Annotated in this window: 20 protein-coding genes and 1 riboswitch; of the genes, 1 reads left to right on the forward strand and 19 read right to left on the reverse strand. The window is 40.4% G+C overall.

Annotated elements, in window-relative coordinates; translation table 11 throughout:
- Positions 1 to 25: 25 nt before the first annotated feature.
- From RM539_RS10815 to RM539_RS10900, 18 genes are all read right to left on the reverse strand, one after another.
- Positions 26 to 799, reverse strand: a complete 774-nt coding sequence (locus RM539_RS10815) for a head GIN domain-containing protein (RefSeq protein ID WP_311503413.1) — start codon at positions 797 to 799, stop codon at positions 26 to 28.
- A complete protein-coding gene (locus RM539_RS10820; protein ID WP_311503414.1) occupies positions 796 to 1899 on the reverse strand; it encodes an acyloxyacyl hydrolase in 1104 nt (367 codons plus the stop codon). Before RM539_RS10820 ends, RM539_RS10815 begins: the two co-directional genes overlap by 4 nt.
- Before the next feature lie 47 nt (positions 1900 to 1946).
- Positions 1947 to 2900, reverse strand: a complete 954-nt coding sequence (gene metF, locus RM539_RS10825; protein WP_311503415.1) for a methylenetetrahydrofolate reductase [NAD(P)H] — start codon at positions 2898 to 2900, stop codon at positions 1947 to 1949.
- A gap of 385 nt (positions 2901 to 3285) precedes the next feature.
- Entirely contained in the window at positions 3286 to 6027 is a 2742-nt protein-coding gene (metH, locus tag RM539_RS10830; RefSeq protein WP_311503416.1) for a methionine synthase, read from the reverse strand.
- 5 nt (positions 6028 to 6032) lie between these two features.
- Positions 6033 to 7049, reverse strand: a complete 1017-nt coding sequence (locus RM539_RS10835) for a homocysteine S-methyltransferase family protein (protein WP_311503417.1) — start codon at positions 7047 to 7049, stop codon at positions 6033 to 6035.
- A gap of 48 nt (positions 7050 to 7097) precedes the next feature.
- Positions 7098 to 7209: riboswitch (SAM riboswitch) on the reverse strand.
- A 157-nt stretch (positions 7210 to 7366) separates the two neighbouring features.
- A complete protein-coding gene (locus RM539_RS10840; RefSeq protein WP_311503418.1) occupies positions 7367 to 7786 on the reverse strand; it encodes an OsmC family protein in 420 nt (139 codons plus the stop codon).
- 319 nt (positions 7787 to 8105) lie between these two features.
- Complete coding sequence (locus RM539_RS10845; protein WP_311503419.1) at positions 8106 to 9167, reverse strand: NAD(P)/FAD-dependent oxidoreductase; 1062 nt, start codon at positions 9165 to 9167, stop codon at positions 8106 to 8108.
- On the reverse strand, positions 9160 to 9753 hold the full coding sequence (locus RM539_RS10850) for a precorrin-2 dehydrogenase/sirohydrochlorin ferrochelatase family protein (protein ID WP_311503420.1): 594 nt from the start codon (positions 9751 to 9753) through the stop codon (positions 9160 to 9162). The genes RM539_RS10845 and RM539_RS10850 overlap by 8 nt, the downstream gene beginning before the upstream one ends.
- A gap of 168 nt (positions 9754 to 9921) precedes the next feature.
- On the reverse strand, positions 9922 to 10686 hold the full coding sequence (gene cobA / locus RM539_RS10855) for a uroporphyrinogen-III C-methyltransferase (protein WP_311503421.1): 765 nt from the start codon (positions 10684 to 10686) through the stop codon (positions 9922 to 9924).
- Positions 10679 to 12772, reverse strand: coding sequence for a HEPN domain-containing protein (locus RM539_RS10860; RefSeq protein WP_311503422.1), 2094 nt, complete (start codon positions 12770 to 12772; stop codon positions 10679 to 10681). Before RM539_RS10860 ends, cobA begins: the two co-directional genes overlap by 8 nt.
- A 187-nt stretch (positions 12773 to 12959) precedes the next feature.
- On the reverse strand, positions 12960 to 14204 hold the full coding sequence (locus tag RM539_RS10865; RefSeq protein WP_311503423.1) for a sulfate adenylyltransferase subunit 1: 1245 nt from the start codon (positions 14202 to 14204) through the stop codon (positions 12960 to 12962).
- A 72-nt stretch (positions 14205 to 14276) separates the two neighbouring features.
- Positions 14277 to 15176, reverse strand: coding sequence for a sulfate adenylyltransferase subunit CysD (gene cysD, locus RM539_RS10870; protein ID WP_311503424.1), 900 nt, complete (start codon positions 15174 to 15176; stop codon positions 14277 to 14279).
- Between the two features lie 12 nt (positions 15177 to 15188).
- Positions 15189 to 15818, reverse strand: coding sequence for a phosphoadenosine phosphosulfate reductase domain-containing protein (locus tag RM539_RS10875; protein WP_311503425.1), 630 nt, complete (start codon positions 15816 to 15818; stop codon positions 15189 to 15191).
- A gap of 2 nt (positions 15819 to 15820) precedes the next feature.
- Entirely contained in the window at positions 15821 to 16078 is a 258-nt protein-coding gene (locus RM539_RS10880; protein WP_311503426.1) for a DUF2061 domain-containing protein, read from the reverse strand.
- Positions 16079 to 16200: 122 nt separating this feature from the next.
- Positions 16201 to 16620: an RrF2 family transcriptional regulator gene (locus RM539_RS10885; protein ID WP_311503427.1), complete on the reverse strand. Its 420-nt coding sequence runs from the start codon at positions 16618 to 16620 to the stop codon at positions 16201 to 16203.
- Between the two features lie 348 nt (positions 16621 to 16968).
- Entirely contained in the window at positions 16969 to 18129 is a 1161-nt protein-coding gene (locus RM539_RS10890) for an O-succinylhomoserine sulfhydrylase (protein WP_311503428.1), read from the reverse strand.
- Positions 18129 to 21509 (reverse strand): bifunctional aspartate kinase/homoserine dehydrogenase I, encoded by a 3381-nt coding sequence (thrA, locus tag RM539_RS10895; protein ID WP_311503429.1) that lies wholly within the window; start codon positions 21507 to 21509, stop codon positions 18129 to 18131. The genes RM539_RS10890 and thrA overlap by 1 nt, the downstream gene beginning before the upstream one ends.
- An 81-nt stretch (positions 21510 to 21590) precedes the next feature.
- Positions 21591 to 22883, reverse strand: a complete 1293-nt coding sequence (locus RM539_RS10900; RefSeq protein ID WP_311503430.1) for an O-acetylhomoserine aminocarboxypropyltransferase/cysteine synthase family protein — start codon at positions 22881 to 22883, stop codon at positions 21591 to 21593.
- Positions 22884 to 23673: 790 nt separating this feature from the next.
- On the opposite strand from RM539_RS10900, the gene metK reads away from it, so the two are divergent.
- Positions 23674 to 24930, forward strand: coding sequence for a methionine adenosyltransferase (metK, locus tag RM539_RS10905; RefSeq protein WP_311503431.1), 1257 nt, complete (start codon positions 23674 to 23676; stop codon positions 24928 to 24930).
- Positions 24931 to 25040: 110 nt separating this feature from the next.
- Here the strand turns inward: metK and RM539_RS10910 are convergent, their stop codons facing one another.
- Positions 25041 to 26183: a Gfo/Idh/MocA family protein gene (locus RM539_RS10910; RefSeq protein WP_311503432.1), complete on the reverse strand. Its 1143-nt coding sequence runs from the start codon at positions 26181 to 26183 to the stop codon at positions 25041 to 25043.
- Between the last annotated feature and the right edge of the window lie 21 nt (positions 26184 to 26204).

Below are 26204 nucleotides of genomic sequence, written 5' to 3' on the forward strand. Positions count from 1 at the left end.
CGACTCCGCTCGAGGTGACCTAATACTAGAAGCCCCCTTCGGGGGTTGGGGGAAAAATCAGTTTACCTTTATAAAACTCTTCCACATTTACCACAGACGGTCGGTTTACGCAAATCACATCTCCAAAACTCCTTATTTCACCAATAATTGATTGCTGCGGATTCAGGATCATTTTATTGGTGCCGCGGTGAAAAATATCATAATGCTGAACGATTAAATTTTCGGCTTCCAGCCTGCCGTCGCCCGCTGCGAAAAATGCATTTATATTTTCTACTTTCCCCGAAAGAAAATAGTTTGAATATTGATCATTGGTAATCCTTAGGTTTTCCACATCAAGATTCAGCTTAAAATCTCCCACTGTAAGAATATCAGGATCTTCCTCCTGATTGAATGAACGCAGCCACAAATTTTCAAATTTCAGCACGCCAATACTCTCAACAGTGCTGCCGCTGCTGTTCTGCAACCAGGTAAGGTCAGGAACGGTCACATAAACTTTTGTGATTTCATAATCCCGAAAGAGGTTGCAGGAATTGTTGTTCCTAATATTCAGTCTTCCATTCTCCACATCTACCGAAACCTCATTCCTTAAATTCTCCCCGGTTTCTATCACCACTTTTTGCTCCGGCCCCTGCTGAATAAATAATTTCACCCTTTCATACACTATAATTTCATCAAAAACAGCTACTTCTACTTCATCTTTAACAATATCTCCTGCACTGTTAAAGCAGGTTGCCGCTTCTTCAGGAGAACAACCTGTAAAACTCAGGCTCAGCAATAATATGTACAGCAATTTTTTCATAACCTGTATCCTAAAGAGAATTCCACAGCTTCCGCATTGGCGCCATGGGATCGTACCGTAGCCGAGACCCACCAGTCTTCAGTAATTTTTCGACCCAATCCAATCCTGTTATATAACTGGCTTACATATTCGGTGTATGGGTAATAAACATAATAGCCTAACTGGGTGATCACCGAAAGTTTATTAAAACTAAGCTGATGCCCCACAAAAATCCCTACCCGGTTAGAATCTTCGTTACCCGTGGTATGCCCTGCAGGAAAAGCAACCGACTGGTAATAAATATATTCCTTCAGGGCTTTGGAATAGAAAAATTCGGCACCGGCCTGCAGCGTACTTTTACGGTTTAAAATTTTATCGGCAAAAACGGCAGCGGTAAAAAACGGATAATGTTCTGATCCTATCACCCCCATAGTGTTTATGCCCCCTCTTAAAGCGAAATTAAAATGAACTGGTTCGGTATAATTTATATCTCCCTCTTGCTTCGGAATATAAGCCGGAATCTCTTCATAATCCAGTGTATAATTCATCCCAATATTAAAAGCAAAAGTATTCGTGCTGGAATTGGGCGATTTAAAGTCGGCGTTGGAATAATGCAAAAGCGACACACCGGCCTGGATTCCGAAGCCATTAAAAAGATTCTCCTTGCGATAATTCCCCATCAAATAAGTGGAGCTTAAAATACGGGAACCGTAGGCGTTATTCTGGTAATTCTCATCTGCATCATAAGGATTGGAGGCATAGGCCAGTCCCTGTCCTACCCGCAGCATAAGATTCCGCTTTAAAAAATAGAAATTCAGGTGTGCATAAAGTCCGTAATTCTGCCCTAAATGTTCATTTTTTAAATTCTGATAAGTAAAGGAATAGCCAACGTCGGGATAATTATAACGGCGTTCCCATGCCTTATATCCAAAAGTTTTTTTCTGAAAACTCACAATTAAGCCCGTAGGATGGCCCGTTATTAAATGGGCAATATCGGGGCTGTGTTGTATAATGCTGCCATAGAAATAGCTGGCTTCAAGAGAATACATCTCCGGATCCTTCTCCTGGGCACTCAAAAATCCACAACATAAAATAAGCAGGTACGGGGCAAATCTACTCATGCCCGCAAAGCTAAACTATTTAGGCAAAAGGTTCTTAATCAAAGCTTCTAAAAAATTGCGTTGGCTATTTTTTGAATATTGGAACTTTTCCCCATGGAATAATAATGCAGCACCGGCACACCAGCATCCATCAATTCTTTAGATTGGGTAATGCACCAGTCAACTCCCACCTGTCTTACCTCAGCATTGGTATCGCATTTTTCCACTTCTAAAATCAATTCCTCGGGAAGATCTATTCTAAACACCTGGGGCAGCAACTGCAGATGCCGTTTAGTAGCAATTGGTTTAATCCCCGGAATAATTGGTACGTTAATGCCTGCTTTTTTGGCATCTTCCACAAATTTGAAAAATTTGGAATTATCAAAAAACATCTGGGTCACAATATAGTCGGCGCCTTTATCCACTTTTTCCTTTAGCCGCCTCATATCTGAATTTAATGATGGCGCTTCCAGGTGTTTTTCGGGATATCCGGCCACTCCTATGCAAAAATCAGATTTATGGTCGGCTTCAATAACATCGTGCAGATATTTGCCATTATTAAGGTTCTGAATTTGCTCCACCAGTTCGCAGGCATAATTATTACCACCTTCCGAAGGTTCAAAATATTTTTGATGGCTCATGGCATCCCCCCTCAACGCCATTACATTTTCGATTCCAAGGTAATGACAATCAACCAGCAAATATTCTGTTTCCTGTTTGGTAAAACCGCCACAAAGCACATGTGGCACAGTATCTACATTATATTTATGTTTTATGGCCGCACAAATTCCAACCGTTCCAGGCCGCATACGCGTAATTTGCCGGTCTAGCAGCCCTTCCCTTTCCACATAAACATATTCTTCACGCGAAGTGGTCACATCAATAAAAGGTGGTTTAAACTCCATTAAAGGATCTATATTATCATATAATTCCTGAATATTTTTTCCCTTTTTTGGCGGAATTATCTCGAAGGAAAACAAAGTTTTACCATTCGCTTTTTTAATGTGTTCTGTAACTTTCATGTAAATCTAAAATCTTTTATTTTTTTGGCGTTGCCTTACAGGCCCGGGCTTTCCGCTTTATCTTTTTCACTGTACTCCGCTGCGCTGCGTACAGTAAAAAAGGATGCCGCTGCAATCCCTAACGCGATTATTTCATCTATTAATTTTCAATCTCCACTTCCTCACAGCAATATTTCTTTCAAGACCTACAAGGTTTTAAAAACCTTGCAGGTCTAACCAAATTTTCTTCCGGGCCTAACGCGATTATTTTCTAATTTTCAAGCCCGTCATTCTTAACTTGTTTCAGAATCTTTGAGAAGCTGAAATAAATTCAGCTTGACGTTGCCAAACTTATTTTTGGAAGACCTCACGGGTTTTAAAAACCTGTGAGGTCTCAATCTTTAACTCAATCAGCAATATTAGGATTGAGCCATTTTTCGGCCTTTTTTAAACTGATGCCTTTTCTTTCAGCAAAATCCTTTACCTGGTCTTCTTTAATTTTTCCCAATCCGAAATACCTGGCCTCGGGATTGGCAAAATAATAACCACTAACACTCGCTGCCGGCCACATTGCCAGGCTTTCGGTTAGTTTTACCCCGATTTTCTCCTCCACTTTCAACAGTTCCCAAATATTCAGTTTCTCCAGATGGTCCGGACAGGCAGGATAACCCGGTGCGGGCCGAATCCCTTTGTACGTTTCTTTGATCAATTCTTCATTAGAAAGATTTTCATCCGGAGCATAACCCCAGTCCTCAGTACGAACCTGCTTATGAAGATATTCTGCAAAAGCTTCCGCTAAACGATCAGCAAGGGCCTTGATCATAATTGAGTTATAATCGTCATGATTTTTTTCAAATTCTGAAGCCAACTCCTGGGTCCCGAAGCCGGTACTTACACAGAAAAATCCCAGATAATCCTGAATTCCAGTTTCCTTTGGCGCAATAAAATCTGCCAGGGCGAAATTTGGCTTTTCTCCATGCTTCTTTAGTTGCTGTCTTAACGTTCTGAAAAGTTTTGTCTTTTCTTCGGAACCTTCCTTATAACGGACTTCAATATCATCGTCGTTAACAGAATTGGCTTCAAAAATGCCAAATATCGCCTTCGCTTTCAGCAGTTTATTATCCAGAATCCTTTTCAGTAAAACCTGGGCATCGTCAAAAAGGATTTGCGCCTGCTCTCCCACTTTTTCATCCTTCAAAATATTGGGATAACGGCCATGCAAATCCCAGCTTCTGAAAAACGGTGACCAGTCAATATATTTTTCCAGTTTCTTCAGGTCGAATTCTTCAAGTATCTGTACGCCGGGTTTATGCGGTTTACAAATTGAAGTTTTTTGCCAATCTATTTTATACTTATTCCGGCGGGCCTGGGAAATATTCAGAAAACTTTTGACTTTGCTCCTCTTTTTAAAGTTTGCCCGAAATTTGTCATATTCCGCTTTCAGGTCACTTTTATATTTTTCGCGGGTAGTTTCTTTCAGCAAATCACCTACTACCGTAACTGCACGGGAAGCATCATTCACATGTGCCACCGCATGGTGATACTGCGGGTCTATCTTTACCGCCGTATGCGCTTTGGAAGTAGTAGCGCCGCCAATTAACAACGGAACTTCAAAATTTTGTCGCTGCATCTCTTTGGCCAGAAAAACCATTTCGTCCAGCGACGGTGTAATTAATCCGCTTAAACCTATGGCGTCCACATTTTCAGCTTTGGCGGTTTCAATAATTTTCTCAGGAGGGACCATTACTCCCAAATCGATAATTTCATAATTATTACAACCCAGCACCACGCTTACTATGTTTTTACCAATATCGTGTACATCTCCTTTCACAGTTGCCATTAACACCTTTCCAGCCGACTGCCTTTTATTGGATTTATCGGCTTCAATATAAGGAAGTAAATAGGCCACAGCTTTTTTCATTACCCTCGCCGACTTTACCACCTGCGGCAGGAACATTTTTCCGCTTCCGAAGAGATCTCCAACCACATTCATCCCAATCATCAGGTTTCCTTCAATCACCTCAATTGGTTTATCGGCTTCCAAACGGGCAGCTTCAATATCTTCTATAATATAAGCGTCAATCCCTTTCACCAACGCATGAGTAATTCTGTCCTGCAGCGGATTTTCCCTCCAGGAAAGATCTACTTTATTCTCACGTTTTGTGCCTACCACATTTTCAGCAAAAGATAGCAGGCGTTCGGTCGCGTCCTCTCTTCTGTCCAAAATCACATCTTCCACATGCTCCAGTAAATCCTTCGGGATATTATCGTACACATCCAAAAGCGCCGGATTCACAATTCCCATATTCATCCCGGCCTTAATGGCATGATAAAGAAAAACCGAATGCATGGCTTCACGCACAGGATTATTTCCGCGGAAAGAAAATGAAACATTGCTCACCCCGCCGCTCACACTACAGTGCGGAAGATTCTCCTTTACCCAGCGCGTGCCCTCAATAAAATCTATGGCATTTCGCTTATGCTCGTCCATTCCCGTTCCCACAGGAAAAATATTAAGGTCGAAAATGATATCTTCAGGAGGAAATTTTACTTTATTTACCAGCAGATCATAAGAACGTTTGGCAATTTCCACCCGGCGTTCATAATTATCGGCCTGTCCAACTTCATCAAAAGCCATTACAATTACGGCGGCGCCATATCTCCTGATTTTTCGGGCGTGTGAAAGAAATTCTTCCTCTCCTTCTTTTAAACTGATGGAATTCACCACACATTTACCCTGCACCACCTGAAGGCCGGCCTCGATAATTTCCCATTTTGAGCTGTCTATCATAATAGGAACCCGGGCAATATCCGGCTCGGCCACCACCAGGTTCAGAAATTTGACCATGGCTTCTTTGCCTTCAATAAGACCATCGTCCATGTTAACATCAATAATCTGCGCGCCACCATCTACCTGATCCCGTGCCACTTCCAGCGCCTCATCAAATTTTTCTTCCTTTATAAGCCGAAGGAATTTTTTAGAACCGGCAACATTGGTGCGTTCCCCAACATTTACAAAATTGCTGTTGGGAGTAATTACAAGTGGCTCCAGTCCCGATAGTTTTAAAGGCCGTACCGCCTCACCAGGATTTTCCAAACCCGAGGAATCTTTCCTTTTTATTTCGTCTGAATTTATTTCTTCTAACATCGTCCTTAAATGCTTTCCGGTTGAAGATGGGTTACAAGCGGCCTGGGCTGATAGTTTTTAGCCATATTAGCTATAGCTGTAATATGAGCCGGTGTTGTTCCACAGCATCCGCCAATAATATTCACGAGGCCTTTTTCCATATATTCTTTAATTTGTGATGCCATTTCCTGATCGTCCTGATCGTACTCACCAAATGCATTGGGCAGACCTGCATTAGGATAAGCCGAAACGCCGAATTTTGCATAACGATTTAAGACTTCAAGGTGCGGCGTAAGCTGTTTGGCGCCCAAAGCACAGTTAAATCCGATACTAAGCAACGGAATATGAGAGACAGAAATTAAAAAAGCTTCCGCAGTCTGCCCCGATAATGTCCTTCCGGAAGCATCGGTTATCGTACCGCTTACCATTATAGGCACATCAACATTTAATTCTTCCTTCAGTTCATCTATGGCGAACAAAGCGGCCTTGGCATTAAGCGTATCAAAAACTGTTTCCACCAGCAAAACATCCACACCACCTTCAATTAATGCACGTGCCTGTTGCTGGTAAGCAACTTTAAGCTCTTCAAAGGAAATTGCCCGAAAGCCGGGATCATTTACATCTGGGGACATGCTGGCAGTCTTGTTGGTAGGCCCCATAGCGCCGGCCACAAAACGGGGTTTATCAGGATTTTCAGCAGTAAGTTCTTCAGCTACGGATTTAGCAATTTTGGCCGACTCGAAATTAAGCTCATAAACCAGCTCTTCCATCTTATAATCAGCCATGGCAATAGTAGTTCCGGAGAAGGTGTTGGTTTCCACAATATCAGCACCGGCAAGAAAATACTTGCGGTGAATGGCAGCGATAGCTTCCGGTTGGGTAATGGATAACAAATCGTTGTTTCCCTGCAATGGCACCGGCCAGTCTTTAAAACGTTCCCCACGAAAATCTTCTTCAGAAAATTTATATTCCTGAAGCATGGTACCCATGGCGCCGTCTAAAACCAGTATTTTTTGAGAAAGTAATTCTTCTATTTTCGACATGTTTTGTATTCTGAATCATTATCAAAAAAGAAGAGAAGAAGTATTCTTTTGTTATCTATCTTCAGAAAAAAATCTAAAGTAGAAGGTAGCACCTTCTCCCATTACAGGAGGGTTGCTAAGGTTTCACCGGGTCTATTCCCTCAACCTTTCTTGATAACGGTGTTATTTAATGAACTTATACCAGCAAATATAGGGTTAAGCCCCGAAATTGCAAGAGATTTAATGAAAAAGTTAATAAATGAATCAGGTCTATAGTTAAAGGAAAAAGGAGTTAGCAGATTCATTCCGCAACTCCTTCCCCATAACTATTACTTTAATTACAAAAGTTTGCCGTTAAGGTTAACTTCATAGGTGATTTCAGCAGCCTTTTCCAACATTTTTGCCACGGAACAATATTTTTCCATAGACAATGCCACCGCCCGCATGGCTTTAGCATCGGGCACATCCCCCTTCAGAATAAAATTAAGATGAATCTTTTTGAAAACATTAGGAATAGCACCATCTTCCCGAAATCCTTCCACTTCTACCTGAAGGTCCTCCAGTTCCAGATGCTGTTTCTTTAATATCATCACCACATCTATACTGCTGCAACCCGCAATTCCCCTTAAAATAAGATCCATAGGACTGGACCCCTGCGGACTTTCTTCTGATTTATTATCTAAATGGACTACGTCTCCGCGTTCATTTTTTGTTTCAAAATGGTATGCATCATTTAATCGTGTGAGGAATACTTTCATTTTATTGGAAATTTTGAGCATTTGAGCAAAGGTAGAAAAATAAACCAGCACGGCTGGAGCCATATAATTGTAAAAAAGAATAATTCACTCTTCCGCCACTTTGCTGAAGTGCCACCTTGCCGATAAAAAAGGAAAGATGCAGCTTTTTCTTAGGAAAAGCGTCACCTCCAGCGTAATCGAGAGGTACTTTTATAATAGGTAATGTAAAAGTTCTCGACTGCGCTCGAACCAACAGATTTTCAAAATGACTATCCCAGATTAGACTTTTCAGCTCCCCTCCTTTTTATGAGGAGGGGTGGCCGTTGACTGGTATGGTTACTTACTCAATACTTTGCACCACTTCTTTTTTAGCTTCTTTTTTGCTGCCATCAAATCCTTCCACACCTCCAACGGTGGTATATTTAAGGACATATTTTTTATCCGGATAGATTTTCTGGTAAGCACTCTGGCACATGATAGCCGCTTCGTGGAAACCGGAAAGGATTAGTTTCAACTTTCCTTTGTAGGTGTTTACATCGCCAATAGCATAAACCCCGGGAATGTTGGTTTGATAATCGTAAGAATTATCCACTTTAATAGCATTCTTCTCTATTTCAAAGCCCCAGTTACCTATAGGCCCAAGTTTAGGAGACAGTCCGAACAAGGGAATAAAATCATCCACCTCTCTTATTTCTTCTCCCCTGGCTTCATCTTTATGGCGAATTACCACCTGTTCCAGTTTATCTTCCCCGCGAAGTCCAACAACTTCAGCATTAGTGATCATTTCAATCTTGCCAAGTTTAGCAAGTTCAGAAACTCTCTCAACAGAGTCCAGCGCCCCGCGGAATTCCTGTCTTCTATGTACCAGGGCTACTTCCGCAGCAACATCGGCTAAATAAATTGCCCAATCCAATGCAGAATCTCCACCTCCGGCAATTACTACTCTTTTATGTCGAAAAACTTCAGGATCTTTAATGAAGTAAGAAATCCCTTTATCTTCATAATCTTCAATATTCTTAATAGGGGGTTTTCTCGGTTCAAAAGACCCTAAACCTCCCGCAATCGCTACTACAGGAGCATGATGTTGAGTACCTTTGTTTGTAGTCACTATAAAGGTGCCATCTTCCTGTTTCTCTAAAGTTTCGGCACGTTCTCCTAAAGTGAATCCAGGTTCAAAAGGTTTTATCTGCTCCATAAGATTGCCCACCAAATCTCCCGCAAGAATTTCCGGAAACGCCGGAATATCATAAATGGGTTTCTTTGGGTAAATTTCTGAACACTGCCCGCCCGGTTGTGGCAAAGCATCTATCAGGTGTGTTTTTAACTTTAACAATCCCGCTTCAAAAACGGTAAACAATCCGGTTGGTCCTGCTCCAATTATCAGGATATCTGTTTTAATCATTTTTCTCTTTCTTTACTGTTAAGGATTCGGTTATACTATTCATCTGGTCCACTTTGGCTTCAAAATCACCTTTAATGGATTTGCGGTATTCATTTAAATTTTCCACCATTTGATTAACATTTTCAGGAATCACCTCCTCAAAAAACTGGCGTAATCTTTTTGCCGTGGTGGGGGATTTTCCATTGGTGGAAATGGCAATTTTCACATGCCCTTTATTTACAATTCCACCCATATAGAAATCACACAACTCCGGAGTATCGGCAATATTTGCCAACAGGTAACGCTTTTTGGCATCTCTGTGAACACGCTTGTTCAGTTGTGAAAAGTTAGTGGCGGCAATTACGAAGTGCTTTTTCTTTAAATATTTCTTCTTATACCGGCCTTTAGTCAATTTTGCACCGTGTTTTTTTGCTAACTCCTCCGTTTCCGGCAAAAACTTCTTCGCCACAACTTCCACGTTAGCATTAGGACTGGATTTGAACAAAAAATGCAGTTTTTCATGACCCACATTCCCGCCGCCAACAACCAGAATATTCAGCTTGTTGACCTTTAGAAATACAGGATATAATTCATTTCTTTCTTCCATTACACTTAATTCTCTTTCATTTCAGCAGGTGTTTTAAACTGATGTCCCGACTCCGTTCAGCGTGACCTATCATCCTTCATCCTGAACTTGTTTCAGGATCTTTTGAGAAGCTTAAACAAGTTCAGCTAGACCTTAATAATCTTAAGCACTTCCTATTCTCAATATTCCTTAATCCTGCGGAAGGCTATTTACCTGTTCAAAAACTGCCTTTAATTCATTTCTTTCTTTTACCACTTCGCCAATTACTATAATAGCAGGAGCGGTTAACTGTTTTTCGGCAACTATTTTTTCAATTGTTTTTATGGTTCCAAAACCAGATTTCTCATTCACTGTAGTTCCATTCTGAATCACTCCAACGGGAATATCTTCTTTCCCACAGCGACTGAAAATTTCAACAATTTCATTCAGCTTACCCATTCCCATTAATATAACAACCGTAGCAGTTGATTGCGCCGCCAATCTAACATCATCAGACAGTTTACGCTGGGTGGTAGTTCCGGTAATTACCCAGAAACTTTCCGAAGTACCTCTTTGCGTTAGCGGAATTCCCACATTTGCCGGCACGGCGATAGAGGAAGTGATTCCTGACACAATTCCCGTGTCAATACCTTTACTTTTAGCGTAATTGATTTCTTCTGAACCTCTTCCGAAGACAAAAGGATCACCACCTTTAAGCCGAACCACATGGCCTCTTTCCGAAGCATATTCCACAATAAGCTCATTTATTTCATCCTGGGAATAGCGGTGTTTATCTTTGCGTTTGCCCACAAAAATATGCTCTGCCTGCGGGGCGTATTCCAGCAATTCACGATTTATAAGCGCATCATAAAGTACCACCTGAGCAGATTTTAATGTATTTACGGCTTTAATAGTAATTAGCTCGGGATCTCCCGGACCTGCACCTACTACTGTTAATTTTGGTAAATTAAGCATGTTGCACCTCCTTCGTTCTAAATGCATCTACCCTTTTTAGGAATAAATGCGCATCTTCAAGATATTTTATAGCGAAAGCCTCTGAAGGCTCATTTTCATTCATTTGATAAGCGAATTCTTTAAATGAAGTGGATAAATCGATTTTTCCGGTGTCCACAAACAACTCATCAAATTGAGAAATAATTCCCGCCTGTATATTGGTCTTCACATCATCTGCCAGCAATAAAGCTTTAGCGGAGTTTACTATAGAAGTGTAAGAATGGTAAATGCTGTCTGCCCAGTCTTTTCTCTGCAGTGCACTTTTTGCATTATCTATTTTTTCCTCACTTTCGAACAAAAGAGTAGCAATCAAATCTATAACCACACCGGCACATTCCCCAACACCAACTGCTTTTATATAGGGTTTCTCATGGCCCCAGTCGATAAAATCATTTTCTGAGAGATTGGAAGTATCGGCAAGATCTTTTAAAAGATCATAGAAATAAGTTTTCCCCTGCCGGTCATAATACTGCGTAAATCTCTCCTCTGCTTCAGAATTTGCCTCATAATCATTAAGAATTAATCTGAACGCTTCGGGGCCGCGCTTACTGGGAACTTTTATTACCTTATCGGCAAAACGTCCTTTTCCGTCACCCAGTGTCCCGCCGCCAAGCAACACCTGCAATGCGGGAGCCACAGATTTACCAACTTTTACAGACATTCCCTGAAAACCAATTTCAGCCATATTGTGCTGGCCACAGGCATTCATACATCCACTTATTTTTATTGTAATATCCCTTCCGTTTACAAACTGCGGATATTCTTCTTTCAATACATCTTCCAGAACATCGGCAATTCCTGTACTGCTGGCAATTCCAAGATTACAGGTATCTGTTCCGGGACATGCGGTAATATCAATCGTTTTATCATAACCGGTTTCAGCATAACCCAGTTTTTTCAATTCAGTATAGAAAAAAGGAATTAGTTCTTCACGTACGTGGCGAACCAGGATATCCTGTCTTAAAGTTAACCGGATCTCATTCCCTGCATATTTCTTTATTAAATCGGCCAGCTTTCTTGCGCCCCCGGTATAAAAATCTCCTAATGGAACACGAATTCCAACCGCAACCAATCCTTCCTGCTTCTGTGGAACCAGGTTAGTTTTTTTCCAGTTTTTGAAATGTTCCTGGTCTTCAATAGTTACTTCAGGCACTTCTACCTCCTGTAAAGGCGGTGCAGCTTCAAATTTTTCAATTTCGAACCCAGGCTGCTTTTTAGATAAAGCAGTTTCCTGCTCGGCAACCAGTTCCATAAAGGCATCTTTACCAATATCTTTAACAAGATACTTCATCCTGGCTTTCATTCTTTTGGCTCGTTCCCCGTGACGATCAAAAACCCTTAGTACTCCCTCAATAAGAGAAAGAATTTTATCTGCTTCAATAAAGTCATAAAGCTCATCGGCTTCTCTTGGCTGAGAACCAAGGCCACCACCCAGCATCACTTTAAATCCTCGTTTGCCATCCTGAAGTTTAGGGATAAATCCAAGATCATGAATATAACTCAGTGCAGTATCTTCATCTGAAGAAGAGAAGGACATTTTAAATTTACGTCCCATTTCCTGGCAAATCGGATTCCGCAGAAAAAATTGGAACGCCGCGTGAGCATAAGGGGAAACATCAAACGGTTCCTTTGGATCAATACCTGCTGTTGGAGAAGCAGTAATATTCCTTACGGTGTTCCCACAGGCCTCCCTTAAAGTAATATCGTCCCTTTCCAGCTGCGCCCATAATTCCGGTGTGCGGTCCAGACTCACATAGTGAATCTGGATATCCTGACGGGTGGTAATGTGCAGTCTTCCTCTGGAATATTCATCGGAAACATCTGCAATTCTGTGTAGTTGTTCAGAAGAAACTTTACCAAACGGCAGTTTTATACGAACCATTTGCACGCCCGCCTGCCTTTGGCCGTAAACCCCACGGGCAAGACGCAGACTCCTGAATTTCTCTTCATCGGCTTTTCCTTCACGAAACAACCTGATTTTTTTCTCTAAATCAATGATGTCTTTCTCAACAACAGGATTCTCTATTTCGGTTCTAAAACTTTGCATGGTTAATATGTATTTAATTTGATGCCTGTAAAACAGGCGTTTAATAAAAAAGGTTCTTTTTAGCATTTGCACTTAAAAGAACCTTTTATAATTTTTTTTATAAATATGTTCTTAAGTGCTGGCTTTGCAGCGCATACACATGGACATTGATAATGATTTCATAATAAAACTCATTTCTCTTCTTTTCTTACTTTATAAAGCCAACTCCGGCAGTAGTATTGGTTTGTGTGTCTACCAGGATAAACCTGCCATTTGCCTTGTTTTTTTCAAAATTATCAGCAAAAATCGGTTTGCTAAGCTTAATAGAAACCTGCCCTATTTCATTTAAACCAAGCGAGGAAGCTTCACTTATTCCGCCGAAATTGGTGGAAATATGACCTTGAATTTTGTCAATTTTCGCCAGTACCCCGTTTGTATTATGCTGAAGCACATATTTTGTGCCAGGCACCAATGGTTTTCCATCCATCCAGCAAACGGTGGCATTCAATAACTTTGCTTCCTGAGGTACTTCAGAAGATTTTACCAAAGTATTTCCACGTGCCACATTAATATCATCTTCCAGGGTAATGGTAACCGAACTTCCTGCCGGAGCTTCCTGAAATTGTTGCTCAAAAAAGAAAATTTCTTTTATGGTTGAAACCGTTAAGGATGGAAGTACGGTGACTTTATCTCCCACTTTAAGACTGTTCCCGGTCACTTTCCCGGCATAACCTCTAAAATCGTGGTGATCATCGGTTTTTGGTCTTATTACAGTTTGTACTGCAAACCTTGCCTGTGCTTCTTCCCTAAAATCTTCAGCCTTAATATTTTCCAGGTGTTCCAGCACGGTATCTCCATTATACCAGGACATTGCAGTAGATTTTTCAGCAATATTTTCTCCCCATAATGCACTTACCGGAATAAAGGTAATTTTTTGTTCCTTAAAGTCGCTTTTCTCCTGAAGCTCCTTAAAATCGGCAACAATCTCATTAAAAACATCTTCAGAATAATTTACCAAATCCATTTTATTTACCGCCACAACCACTTCTTTAACGCGAAGCAGGTTGTTAATGAAAAAGTGACGGTAGGTTTGCTCAATTACTCCTTTTCTGGCATCGATTAAAATAATGGAAGCCTGAGAAGTGGAAGCGCCTGTAACCATATTTCGGGTATACTCAACGTGGCCGGGAGTATCGGCAATGATGTAACTTTTTTTCTTGGTAGAAAAATAGATATGCGCCACATCTATAGTAATTCCCTGTTCGCGTTCTGCCACCAAACCGTCAGTAGCCAATGAAAAATCAAGATAATCAAGACCTTTCTTACGACTGCTCTTATCGATAGCTTCAATTTTATCTGAAGTCAACGATTGGGTATCGTACAGCAACCTCCCGATAAGAGTGCTTTTACCATCGTCTACGCTACCGGCTGTTGCAATTTTTAAAACTTCCATCTTCTTATTCTTTATTTCTTATTTTTTATCTCTAAAAGCTGTATTAATTAACAAAGGTTGAATTTTCACCTTTTAGAAGTATCCTTGTTGCTTTCGGGTTTCCATTGCCGCTTCAGAACGCTTATCGTCTATTCTTGCCCCGCGTTCAGAAATTGAAGATTCCCTTATTTCTGCAATTATCTTCTGTATGGTATCAGCTCTGGATTCCACCGCCGCCGTACAGGTAATATCCCCAACGGTTCTAAATCTCACACTACGGGTTTCAGTTAACTCGTCATCTTCTTTATAGACATATTCTGAAGCCGTCCATATAAGACCATCACGTTCAAAAATCTCCCTTTCATGTGCAAAATAAATAGACGGAATCTCTATTTTTTCCTGATCAATATAACTCCACACATCCAGCTCTGTCCAGTTTGAAATTGGAAACACCCTTACATTTTGACCAATTTCAATCCTTCCATTCAGCATATCAAAAACCTCAGGGCGCTGATTTTTCTCATCCCATTCGCCAAAATCATTTCTTACTGAAAATATTCTTTCTTTGGCTCTTGCTTTTTCTTCATCCCTTCTTGCCCCGCCAATACAGGCATCAAATTTAAATTCTTCAATGGCATCTAAAAGGGTATTAGTCTGAAGGGAATTGCGGCTGGAGTATTTGCCTGTTTCCTCTACTGCCTTTCCATTATCTATATCGTCCTGAACCTTTCTTACAATAAGCTGAAGTCCCAGCTCCTCCACTAGCCTGTCCCTGAATTCTATAGTTTCCGGAAAGTTATGGCCGGTATCGATATGAAGTAACGGAAAAGGAATTTTTGCTGGATAAAATGCCTTTTGAGCCAGCCGCACCAGCGTGATGGAATCTTTTCCGCCGGAAAAGAGCAACACCGGGTTTTCAAACTGCGCCACCACCTCTCTAAAGATGTAAATAGCTTCGCTTTCTAAGGTATTTTGATTTAAAATCGAGTTCATCTATATTTCTTTTTAAGCGTGTAAACCACACTCTCTGTTGGCTAATACTTTTGTTGGGTCAAAATATTTAAATTCATTTGGCAGGCCATGTTCTTCCATGTAGGCATCAAGCTTTTCATCACTCCAGTGATAAAAAGGACTAACCTTCAAGACCCCGTCTTTACTATAACTTAAAACATCTATACTATCCCTGAAGGAAGTTTGTCCCTTCCTTAGGTTCGTAAACCACACGTCGGGTTGCTGCTGTTTCATTGCTCTCAGGAAAGGCTCCAGTTTTACCTGCCTGGTAAATTCTTCGTGCTGTGGATTATCCACCTGAGGAATACCTCCAAAAAGAGCATCCCGGTATGCGGCTGTTTGTTGGGGAGTATACAACTTTACATTTAATTGTAAAAGATCTATCACTTTTTTCGCATGCTTATATGTTTGCGGCGTATTATAACCGGTATCACACCAGATTACTTTTATAGCCGAATCTATTTTTACACAGGCATGCAGGATAGCAGCTTCATAAGGCCGGAAATTGGTGGTTACCACGGGCTTTTCAGCATTGGATATTACCCACTGTACAATTTCAGCAGGGGTAATTCCTTTCAACTGCTGATTCAATACTTTCAATTCTTTTTCGCTATACCTTTTCATAATTATTCCTTTCCAAAATTTATCATATTCCAAAGCCGCTCGTGCCCAAAATAAAGTATCATTTTTGTTACCAGTTCAACCGAACCTATGGCAAGTGCCGTTTCAATCTCTCCCGTTAAAATCCAGGAAATTGCAATAGTATCCATCGTTCCTACTATTCTCCAGCTTATAGTCTTTGCTATACTGCGCAGAGGTCTTTCTGATGTTTTATCCTTTTTGTAGCTCTTTTTCCCTTTCGACTTGTCCAGTAACATAAGCATAGCCATTCTTATTAATCCATTACCCTATCGGGTTAGTAGGTTATTAAACAAAAGTAAACTTCATATTCCATAACACCAATAATTTACAACTTAATTTATGGTTTTTAACATTAAATTCTCAATCACTCTTCCTCTATAACTAAATCGGCAAGAGTATTATCACCCAACACTTTTAAAGTACTGTCCCTCACCTGTATCATCAACGCATGAACCGAGCAGGTTTCTTCACTCTCGCAATCCTCACACTTCTCATAGTAATTAAGGCTTACACAAGGCACCATGGATATTGGCCCTTCCAATACCCTGATTATCGCGGTCATCCTTATTTCTTCCGGTTCCTTAATTAAATAATATCCTCCCCCTTTTCCTTTTTTAGACCCCAGAAAGCCGGATTTTCTCAATTCCAGCAAAATACTCTCCAGAAATTTCTGGGAAATATTTTCGCTTCGGGCAATTTCTGAAGCCTGTACAGGTATTTTCCCTGGTTGTTTCGCAATAAACGCAAGAGCTTTAATACCGTATTTCGTCTTTTTTGAAAGCATATCTGCGAAGATAGCCAATTTTAAAAAGTAAGTGGTATAGAGTTCTTAGTTCAGAGTTTTGTCTTATGCTTTTTATCCCCCGGATGATAGGCTTAGCGTAATATCCGGATCTTTACCATCCAAAACTCATAACCAACAACCGGTAATTTTTTTCCACTCTTCACATTTAACTTCGTACTTCTAAGATATATTCTTCACTCTTTTTGTTTACTATCACACTTCAAAAACCATCCCGGCCTGCGGCCACCCCTCCTTAGAAAAAGGAGGGAAGCTTATTTTCAGTTACCTTCTTTTCAGCTCTCTTTTTAAACTTTTAACTTCCTGCTTCTAGCCTCTTTTCACTTTCCACTAACCAAGCGCCTGCTTTAAATCTGCAATTATATCTTCAACATGCTCCAGCCCTACTGAAATTCTCACCAGTCCGTCTGTTATTCCTGCTTCCTGCCGGGCTTCCTCACTAAGTTTACTATGGGTAGTAGACGCTGGATGGGTAACAATACTCCTGGTATCCCCCAGATTAGCGGACCTTGAACATAATTTAACCGCATCTATAAATTCTCTTCCTGCTTCAATACCGCCCTTAATTTCAAAAGAGATGATACTCCCTCCCTGTTTCATCTGCTTTTTAGCAATTTCATAATGCGGATGGGATTTAAGGAAGGGATATTTGACATTTTCTGTATTTGGCTCTTTTTCTAAAAATTCTGCCACTTTTAGCGCATTTTCGCAGTGACGATCTAACCTGACCGGCAGTGTCTCCAGGCTTTTGGAAAGCACCCAGGCATTGAATGGTGATAAAGCCGGACCGGTATTTCTTGAAAACAGGTAAATTTCCCGCACCAAATCTGCCTTTCCAACTGTTACTCCGCCTAAAACCCGCCCTTGCCCGTCTATTAATTTTGTTGCAGAATGAATTACCAGATCGGCTCCAAATTTAATAGGAGTTTGTAAATAAGGCGTGGCAAAACAATTATCTATAATCAATAGAAGATCGTGCTTTTTCGCAATCTTGCCCAGGTATTCCAGATCAATAATATCAACCCCCGGATTGGTTGGGGTTTCAGCAAAAATGATCTTTGTTTCAGGTTTAATCAATTCCTCAATTTTGTCAACCTCATTGACATTAAAATAGCTGTGTGAGATATTCCACTTCGGAAAAAATTTAGTAAACAGGCTATGGGTTGAACCAAAAACCGCCCGTGCAGAAATTATATGATCGCCACTATCCAGCAAAGCCGCGAGGGTTGAAAAAACTGCAGACATCCCCGTTGCAAAGGCATAACCACTCTCTGCACCTTCCATTTTTGCAATTTTATCCACAAATTCTGAAGTATTCGGATTGGTAAAACGGCTGTAAATATTACGTTCTTTTTCTTCAGAAAATGAAGCCCTCATATCTTCAGCATCTTCAAAAATATAACTCGAAGTGAGGTACAAAGGCGTTGAATGTTCCAGGTATTGTGAACGTTCCATTTGCGTTCTTATGGCAATAGTTTCAAAGTTTTCCATTAAGCTTTTTTTTCTGATAATTTTAAAATGTCTCCAAATACACCTCTTGCAGTAACGGCAGCACCGGCACCGGCACCCTGAATTACAATGGGACGATCGCCGTAAGATTCGGTATAAATTTCAAAAATTGAATCGGCTCCCTTCACCTGCCCAAGACTGCTATCTGCCGGAACCGAAACCAGATTTACTTCCAGCTCGCCCTTATCCTGTTGCAAATCTCCGGAAAGGTCTCCTATAAATCGCAAAACATGATTTGGTTTTTGTTGATCTTTAATTTTTTGATACTTTTTATCTAATTTTTCTAAATTGGAAATAAAACTTTCGGCATCTCCTCCTCTTAAATCTTCCGGAACGAGATTTTTAATTTTTACATCCTCAAATTCGTTCTGCAAATCAAGCTCCCTTGCCAAAATGAGCAATTTTCGGCCTACATCATTTCCATTTAAATCCTCCCTGGGATCAGGTTCCGTGAAACCTTTTTCAATCGCCTCTTTCACAACGCTGCTGAAGGGTCTGTCTTCCGAAGAAAATGTATTGAAGAGAAAGCTCAATGTACCGGAAAAGACACCTCTTATCCTTGTAATATTCTCTCCTGAAAGATGCAGAATTCTAATAGTATCTATAAGTGGAAGTCCTGCACCCACATTTGTTTCATAAAGATAACGCTTCTGATTTTTTTCCAAATCTTCCCGCAAATCTCTATAAAAATTCATGTCTAAAGTGTTCGCGATTTTATTGGAGGAGATCAAATCAAATCCGTTCTTAATTAATTTTGGATACTGCTGAACGAAATCCCTGCTGGCTGTATTATCTATCGCAATAAGATTTTCCAAATGATGCAGCCTTGCGTAATTAATAATTTCTGAAACCGAAGATTCTTTTTCTGATGACTGCAATTTTTCTTTCCAGTCTTGAGAAATACCTTCGGAAGCTAGCAAAAGTTTTCTCGAATTGGCAACCGCAAAAACATTCAGTTTAATTTTTTTCCGTTCTTCAATTGAAGTTGCCGAATGCAAAATCTGGTCAATTAAAGTTCCGCCAACATTTCCGTGCCCGAAGATCGCAATATTAATCTTTTTGTAAACTTCAAAAATCTCCCCGTGAATCACATTCAGCGCTTTATGAAGCTGCGTCTTTTTAACAACCAGACTCACGTTTTTCCCGGTGACGGTATTATTGAAAAGCAGCGGTACAATCTGGTTCCTTATGAGCGCGTTATAAGGTTTGTGAAAAGTGCTTAGGTCCTGCCCCACTATAGATATTACTGAAACATCATCTATAACAGAAATTTTATTGACATCTTTGGAATAAAAATCACTTTCAAATTCCCTTTCCAGGGACTTCACCGCACGATTTGCATTCTGGGCATCTACCACAAGCCCGATACCTCTTTCCGAAGAGCCCTGCGAAATGATGCTTACGCTTATTCCGCTATCTCCAAGGGCTCTAAAAATCCTGGCATCAATACCCGATTTTCCCAAAAGTCCTCGGCCTTCCAGATTTAACAAGGAATTGTTTTCAAGAACGGAGAGCGATTTAATTCCTCCTTTTGTAGGCTTGGCGGTAATTAAAGTTCCCTGATTATCATGATTAAATGTATTTAAAATTCTCAGCGGAATATTCTTCTCAATTAAAGGAATAATTGTTTTAGCGTGCAAAATCGTCGCCCCGAAATTGGCCAATTCGTTTGCTTCACTATAAGAAAGCTCCTCGATGCGTTGTGCATTTCTTACCAAATCCGGATTTGCAGTAAATATTCCGTCTACGTGCGTATAATTCTGCAGTTCTTCCGCATCCAGATAATTGGCCAGCAGCGCTGCGGAATAATTGCTTCCATTTCTACCCAAAGTGGTCGTTTCGCCATCTGATGTTGAACCAATATAACCGGTAATGATATTTACCGTCTGCCCGTTATACTGTTCAAAATGTTTAAGAAAATGTTCTTTTGAAACTGCTTCGAGGGGTTGGGCACTGCCAAACTTGTTATCGGTTTTTAGAAGATTGCGGGAATCTGTAAAATGAGCCTTATGCCCTCTTTGCTGAAGTACTTCGGTTATCAATTTGGCCGATATTATTTCTCCCTGGGCAAGCAGGTGGTCTTTCACTTTAGGGCTGTAATCGCCAAGTAAACGAACTCCTTCCAAGAGATTTTCAATATTTTTAAATTCTTCGGAAAAATCTAAAGAATCAAAACCACCAATCTGATATTTTTTAAATTTCTTAAAGGCATTGTTATAATCCTGATTTGAAGCAGCCATTTCCAACAAATCTTCAAGTTGATCTGTTGTTTTCCCCCGGGCCGAAACTACCACCCCTATTCGCTCCTGTTTTTCAATTTTACCTTCAATAATATTAAGAACCGCTTTAATCCCATTTCCATTGGACAATGATTTACCCCCAAATTTGACAATTTTCAGCTTATTCCCCTGCTGGAAAATCCCGGAAATTATCTGCTCCACCTGCTTGTTTTCTATTAAAAAAGCATCATGGCCGTGAACAGAATGAATTTCGCTATAGGTAACTTTGTTGCTGCTTTGTGCAAGCTGCCGATGGGTTTCCCTGTTCTCTTCCGCCGTAAAAAATAAATCTGAATCTACCCCAATGATGCAAATATTCCCTTCAATTCGCTCCAGGATTTTATCTAATTCGGGTCTGCCACGGGATACATCAATGGTTTTCAATAGCTGATTCATCAATTTATAAGCACCAATCTGGAAACGCTCCTGAAGTTTATTTCCATGATGTAGCAGCCAGCTTTCTACGTTAAAAACCTGTAGCTCTTCATTGGTACTTCGCTTAAAACGGGATTTGAAGGATTCGGGGGTGCGATAACATAACATTGCGTGCATCCTGGCATCATGCACCGGATTTTTGGAATTATTGAGAAACAGTTCCTGCACCTGGCAATTAGCGATAAGCCAGTCGGTAGATTTCCAGTCAGTAGCAATGGGTATTAAGTTTTGAGTAATAGAAGGGTTTATCGCAGCCATTTCCCAGGCAATACCACCTCCAAGTGAACCTCCTATTAAAGCGAATAATTTTGCAATTTTTAATTCTTTCAGACCAAGAAGAAAAATACTTGCGACATCCCGGGCTACAAAATCCTTATAATTCTCTATAATAAAGCCATCATAACCATTTCCGGGAATGTTGAAAGCCAGGATTGTGTATTTATTAGTATCGATACATTTTTCCTCACCAACGAGAGCTTTCCACCAACCATCATTCCCGGCTACATTTGAATTTCCGGTAAGGGCGTGGTTAATCATTACAACCGGAGCCGTGTTTAAGGGCTGGCCAAAGATTTGGTAAGAAAGTTGAATATCCTGAACAATCCCCGCTGAATTTTTAAAGTTCTCTATGCTAATTTCTTCAAGCATTTTTTTCTTTTTTCGGAAGGCTGAAGGGGAAAAACCTTTAACCTTAATACTTTTCCCCAAAACCTTCCAACCAACAAATTTTTAAATCAAAGATTTTTTCTGAATTTCAGCGAAAGCTTGCTTCAAATCTTCTTTAAGATCTTCAATATCTTCCAACCCAACAGATAATCTTATTAAATCCTGAGTCACCCCGGCGGAAGCCTGCTGCTTCTCATCAAGCTGCTGATGTGTGGTACTCGCAGGATGTATAATTAAAGATTTTGTATCGCCGATATTTGCTAAAAGCGAGAAAATTTTAGTTTCATCAGCCACCACTCTTGCTGCTTCAAATCCTCCCTGTACACCAAAAGTCACCACTCCGCTCTGACCTTCAGGAAGATATTTCTTTGCCAGATTGTGGTATTTATTATCCTCCAGCCCGGGATAGTTCACCCAGGTAACCTCTTTCTGCTCTTTCAACCATTTTGCCAGTTCAAGAGCGCTTTCGCTATGTTGCTTTATTCTAACCTTTAGTGTCTCCAGTCCCTGAATAATCTGGAAAGCATTAAAAGGGCTTAAGGCCGCACCATGATCCCTCAAACCTTCTACTCTTAGTTTTGCTATAAATGCTGCTTCTTTAAGCGCTTCGTGATACACTAATCCGTGATACCCGGGCGAAGGTTCAGTAAATTCAGGAAATTTCCCATTGGCCCAGTTAAATTTTCCGGCGTCTATCACCACTCCGCCAAGCGCTGTCCCGTTGCCATTGATGTATTTAGTAAGGGAATGGATTACGATGTCTGCTCCATATTCTATAGGGTTTAACAAATACGGTGTAGCAACTGTATTATCAACTATAAAAGGAACTTTATGGGCTTTAGCTTCCGCAGAAATCTGCTCAAGATCAATAACATCCAATTTTGGATTTCCAAGCGATTCCGCAAAAAACACCCTTGTATTCTCCTTTGCCGCTTTCTTAAAGTTTTCAGGATTTCCGGGGTCTACAAAAGTGGTATTAATTCCCAGCCTGGGCAGGGTGACGCTAAGCAGATTATACGTACCTCCATACAGGCTGTTGGAAGCCACAATATGATCTCCTTTTTTAAGCAGGGTTAGAAGGGTAGTATTTATCGCGGCAGTTCCCGAACCAGTAACCACAGCTGCAATACCTCCTTCCAATGCAGCGAGACGCTGCTCCAAAATATCGTTAGTAGGATTGTTAAGCCTGGTATAGATAAATCCAGGTTCTGCCAGCGAAAATAGATCGGCAGCATTTTGGGAATTTTTAAACACGTAAGACGTGGTTTGATAAATTGGCACTGCCCTTGTGCCTCCGTTAGCAGTAACATCGTGGCCGGCGTGAAGTGCGTTTGTTGAAAATTTTGGTGTACTCATAAATATAATTTTAAAAATTGTTGTTCTTGTTTTATCTCTCCTGAACCTTTTCAGACATTAACATTCGCGAAAAGGATTAAAGTTTTCGCATAAAAAAATCCCCCTGGTTAGCTATTACCAGGGGGACTTTCGAATTGAACTATATAAACTAATTTATATCCTCGAGTTTTGGCAATAGCTTTTCATGTGACGCATACACATCACCATCATTATGCTGCACATTATCATTTGTATTGCTTTATTATTTGCCATTGCTATTCTTTAATTTCCGGTTTGATCTCTTTTTTATATTCCGGAAAAATTCTACATCCCAAAATTTGCTACTTCTGAAATCACTGGATTTTAAACAAAAAAAGCCGCTGCGATCGGCAGCGGCTTTTTACATTTTATATCTTCAGTTTTATGCAAAAATGTGCGCTGCGGAAATTTCCCCCATCATACACATCATTATATTGCAAATAAACTGCTTCATTTTTCATTTTTGTCTGAAACAAAGATAAGCACAGAAAAAATTAATATGCAAATTAAATTTCAATTTTCTTTAATAGAATTTTTTACGATTTAATCTTTTCCGCAGAAATACAGAAGCGACAATGTTTAAAAACAAGTTAAAGCAATTTTGAATCTAAACTATTTTTATACATTTGTATGCGATTTATTTACAGGGAAAGATTTGACTGATTGCAACCCTAAAACCGAAAAAATTCGGTTGAAAATGCTAAAGCAGTAATATACTTCTGTAGCCCTTGCACGTCACCTCTACCTGTTTACTTTAACTAAAAAAGAAAACATGGCATATTTATTTACTTCAGAAAGTGTTTCTGAAGGTCATCCAGACAAAATTGCAGACCAGATTAGTGACACCCTTTTAGATAACTTTCTTGCTTTTGATGAAAACTCCAAGGTTGCCTGTGAAACTCTTGTAACTACAGGACAGGTAGTATTGGCAGGGGAAGTACGCAGTGACACTTACCTTGATGTTCAAAATATTGCCCGGGAAGTAATTAATGATATAGGTTATACCAAAGGTGCTTATAAATTTAGCGGCGATTCCTGCGGGGTAATTTCCCTTATTCATGAGCAGTCCCAAGAAATTTACCAGGGGGTGGACCGTGGCAAGAAAGAAGAACAGGGTGCCGGGGACCAGGGAATGATGTTTGGGTATGCCACTAATGAAACCGAAAATTACATGCCGCTTGCCCTGGATATTTCTCATAAGATACTCATTGAACTCGCCAGATTGAGAAGGCAGGGAAAAGATATTAAATATCTTCGTCCCGATTCCAAAAGCCAGGTAACGATTGAATATAGTGATGATAATGTGCCGCAGAAGATAGTGGCTATTGTAGTTTCCACTCAGCATGATGAGTTTGATGAGAATGACGAGGAAATGCTGAAAAAGATTAAAAAAGATATTATTGAAATTCTTGTTCCAAGAGTGAAGGAACAGTTGCCGGAATACGTTCAGAAATTGTTCTCCGATGATATAAAATATCACATTAATCCCACAGGAAAATTCGTAATTGGCGGACCTCACGGGGACGCAGGATTAACCGGAAGAAAAATTATTGTTGACACTTACGGGGGCAAAGGTGCTCACGGCGGGGGTGCATTTTCAGGTAAAGATCCAAGTAAAGTAGACAGGTCTGCGGCTTATGCCAGCCGGCATATAGCTAAAAATCTTGTTGCGGCCGGGCTTTCAGACGAAGTTCTGGTACAGGTGTCTTATGCTATTGGAGTGGTGGAACCTACCTCTATTTTTGTAGATACTTATGGCAAATCAAAAGTAGATATGACAAATGGCGAAATTGCGCAAAAAGTTAGTGAGATTTTCGATATGCGCCCTGCTGCCATTGAGGAGAGATTGAAATTGCGCAACCCTATTTATCGGGAGACTGCTGCTTACGGCCATATGGGTAAAGAACCCCGCAAAGAAACCAAGGTTTTTCATAGTCCGTATAAGGGGAAAATCACCAAGGAAGTAGAATTGTTCACCTGGGAAAAGCTGGATTATGTGGATAAGGTGAAGGAGGCGTTTGGGCTTTAAAACAAACCGCTTTCACCTCTGCAGCGGGAAGAACAATTAAATGAAAGAATTCCATTAAAAAACCTCACAGATCCTGAAGACCTGTGAGGTTATTATTTATCGGGAAAAAACTAATTATGTATCTCCACTCTTTTTCCTCCTGCTTCTGCAGATTCATAAATGGCCATTAAGATCTTCATGTCGCGCAGTCCCATTTCTCCGGGAACAATAGATTTCTCATTTTTCCTGAAGCTTTCTGCCTGACCATCCATTTGTTTTACCTGCTCATATATATTGGGATAATCCATTTTTCCTTCACTGGTTTCTCCTTTTTTACCTTCATAAGCATATGCCGGACTAACCTTCCACCATCCATCCTCGGCCTCAGCTGAAAGTTCATTTTGATCTTCTGCATAACTGCTGTTGCTTTTTGCTTTAATCCCTTCTTCAAATTCCAGTTCCCAATTTATAGATTGCTCTACATCATGAAAAACCAAGGGCTTTGTCACCTCACCATAATTAGCGGTTACCGCTACCGGTGGTTTTCCCATAGTATAAACTGCCCCCTGCACCGCATAAATGCCAAGATCCATTAAAGGCCCTCCTCCGGCAAGTTTCTTATCAAGACGCCAAATATTAGGTTTTTCAGAAGTCATATCACTGCTGTTATTTGCGGTAATACTTTCCACTTTACCAAAAACCTGCTGTTGTCCCAGCTCCATTACTCTTTTATTAAAGGGTTCGAAATGCAGCCGGTAACCTATGGCCAACTGTACACCATTTTCATTACAGGCCTCCAGCATCCGCTGTGCGTCTTCCACATTGGTGGCCATAGGTTTCTCACAAATTACATCTTTTTTAGCTTTAGCTGCCCTGATAACATATTCAGCGTGCAGAGCATTCGGCAGTACCACATATATAATATCTATATCATCATTATTCGCTATCTCATCAAAATTCTCATAATTATAGACGTTTTTATCGGGTATATTATATTTCCTTTTCCAATCATCTACTTTTGATGGTGTGCCGGTAACAATCCCCGCTAAATAGCAATTTTCGGTTTCTTGTAAAGCAGGTGCCAGCTGATGGGTACTATAACCTCCCAATCCAACCAGTGCAATCCCAAGTTTTTTATCCTGTTTCTTTCTTCCTGCAGCCCGTGAAGACATTAGGGACATAAAAGGTGCGCTAAGCATTATTCCTCCCACACCTAATGTTACGCCTTTAATAAATTTACGTCTCTGTACTGATTGTGAATTATTCTCTTCCATAGCAATTATTTGATGTTCTGC

This window comes from Autumnicola musiva, from assembly GCF_031846585.1.
GTDB lineage: Bacteria > Bacteroidota > Bacteroidia > Flavobacteriales > Flavobacteriaceae > Autumnicola > Autumnicola musiva.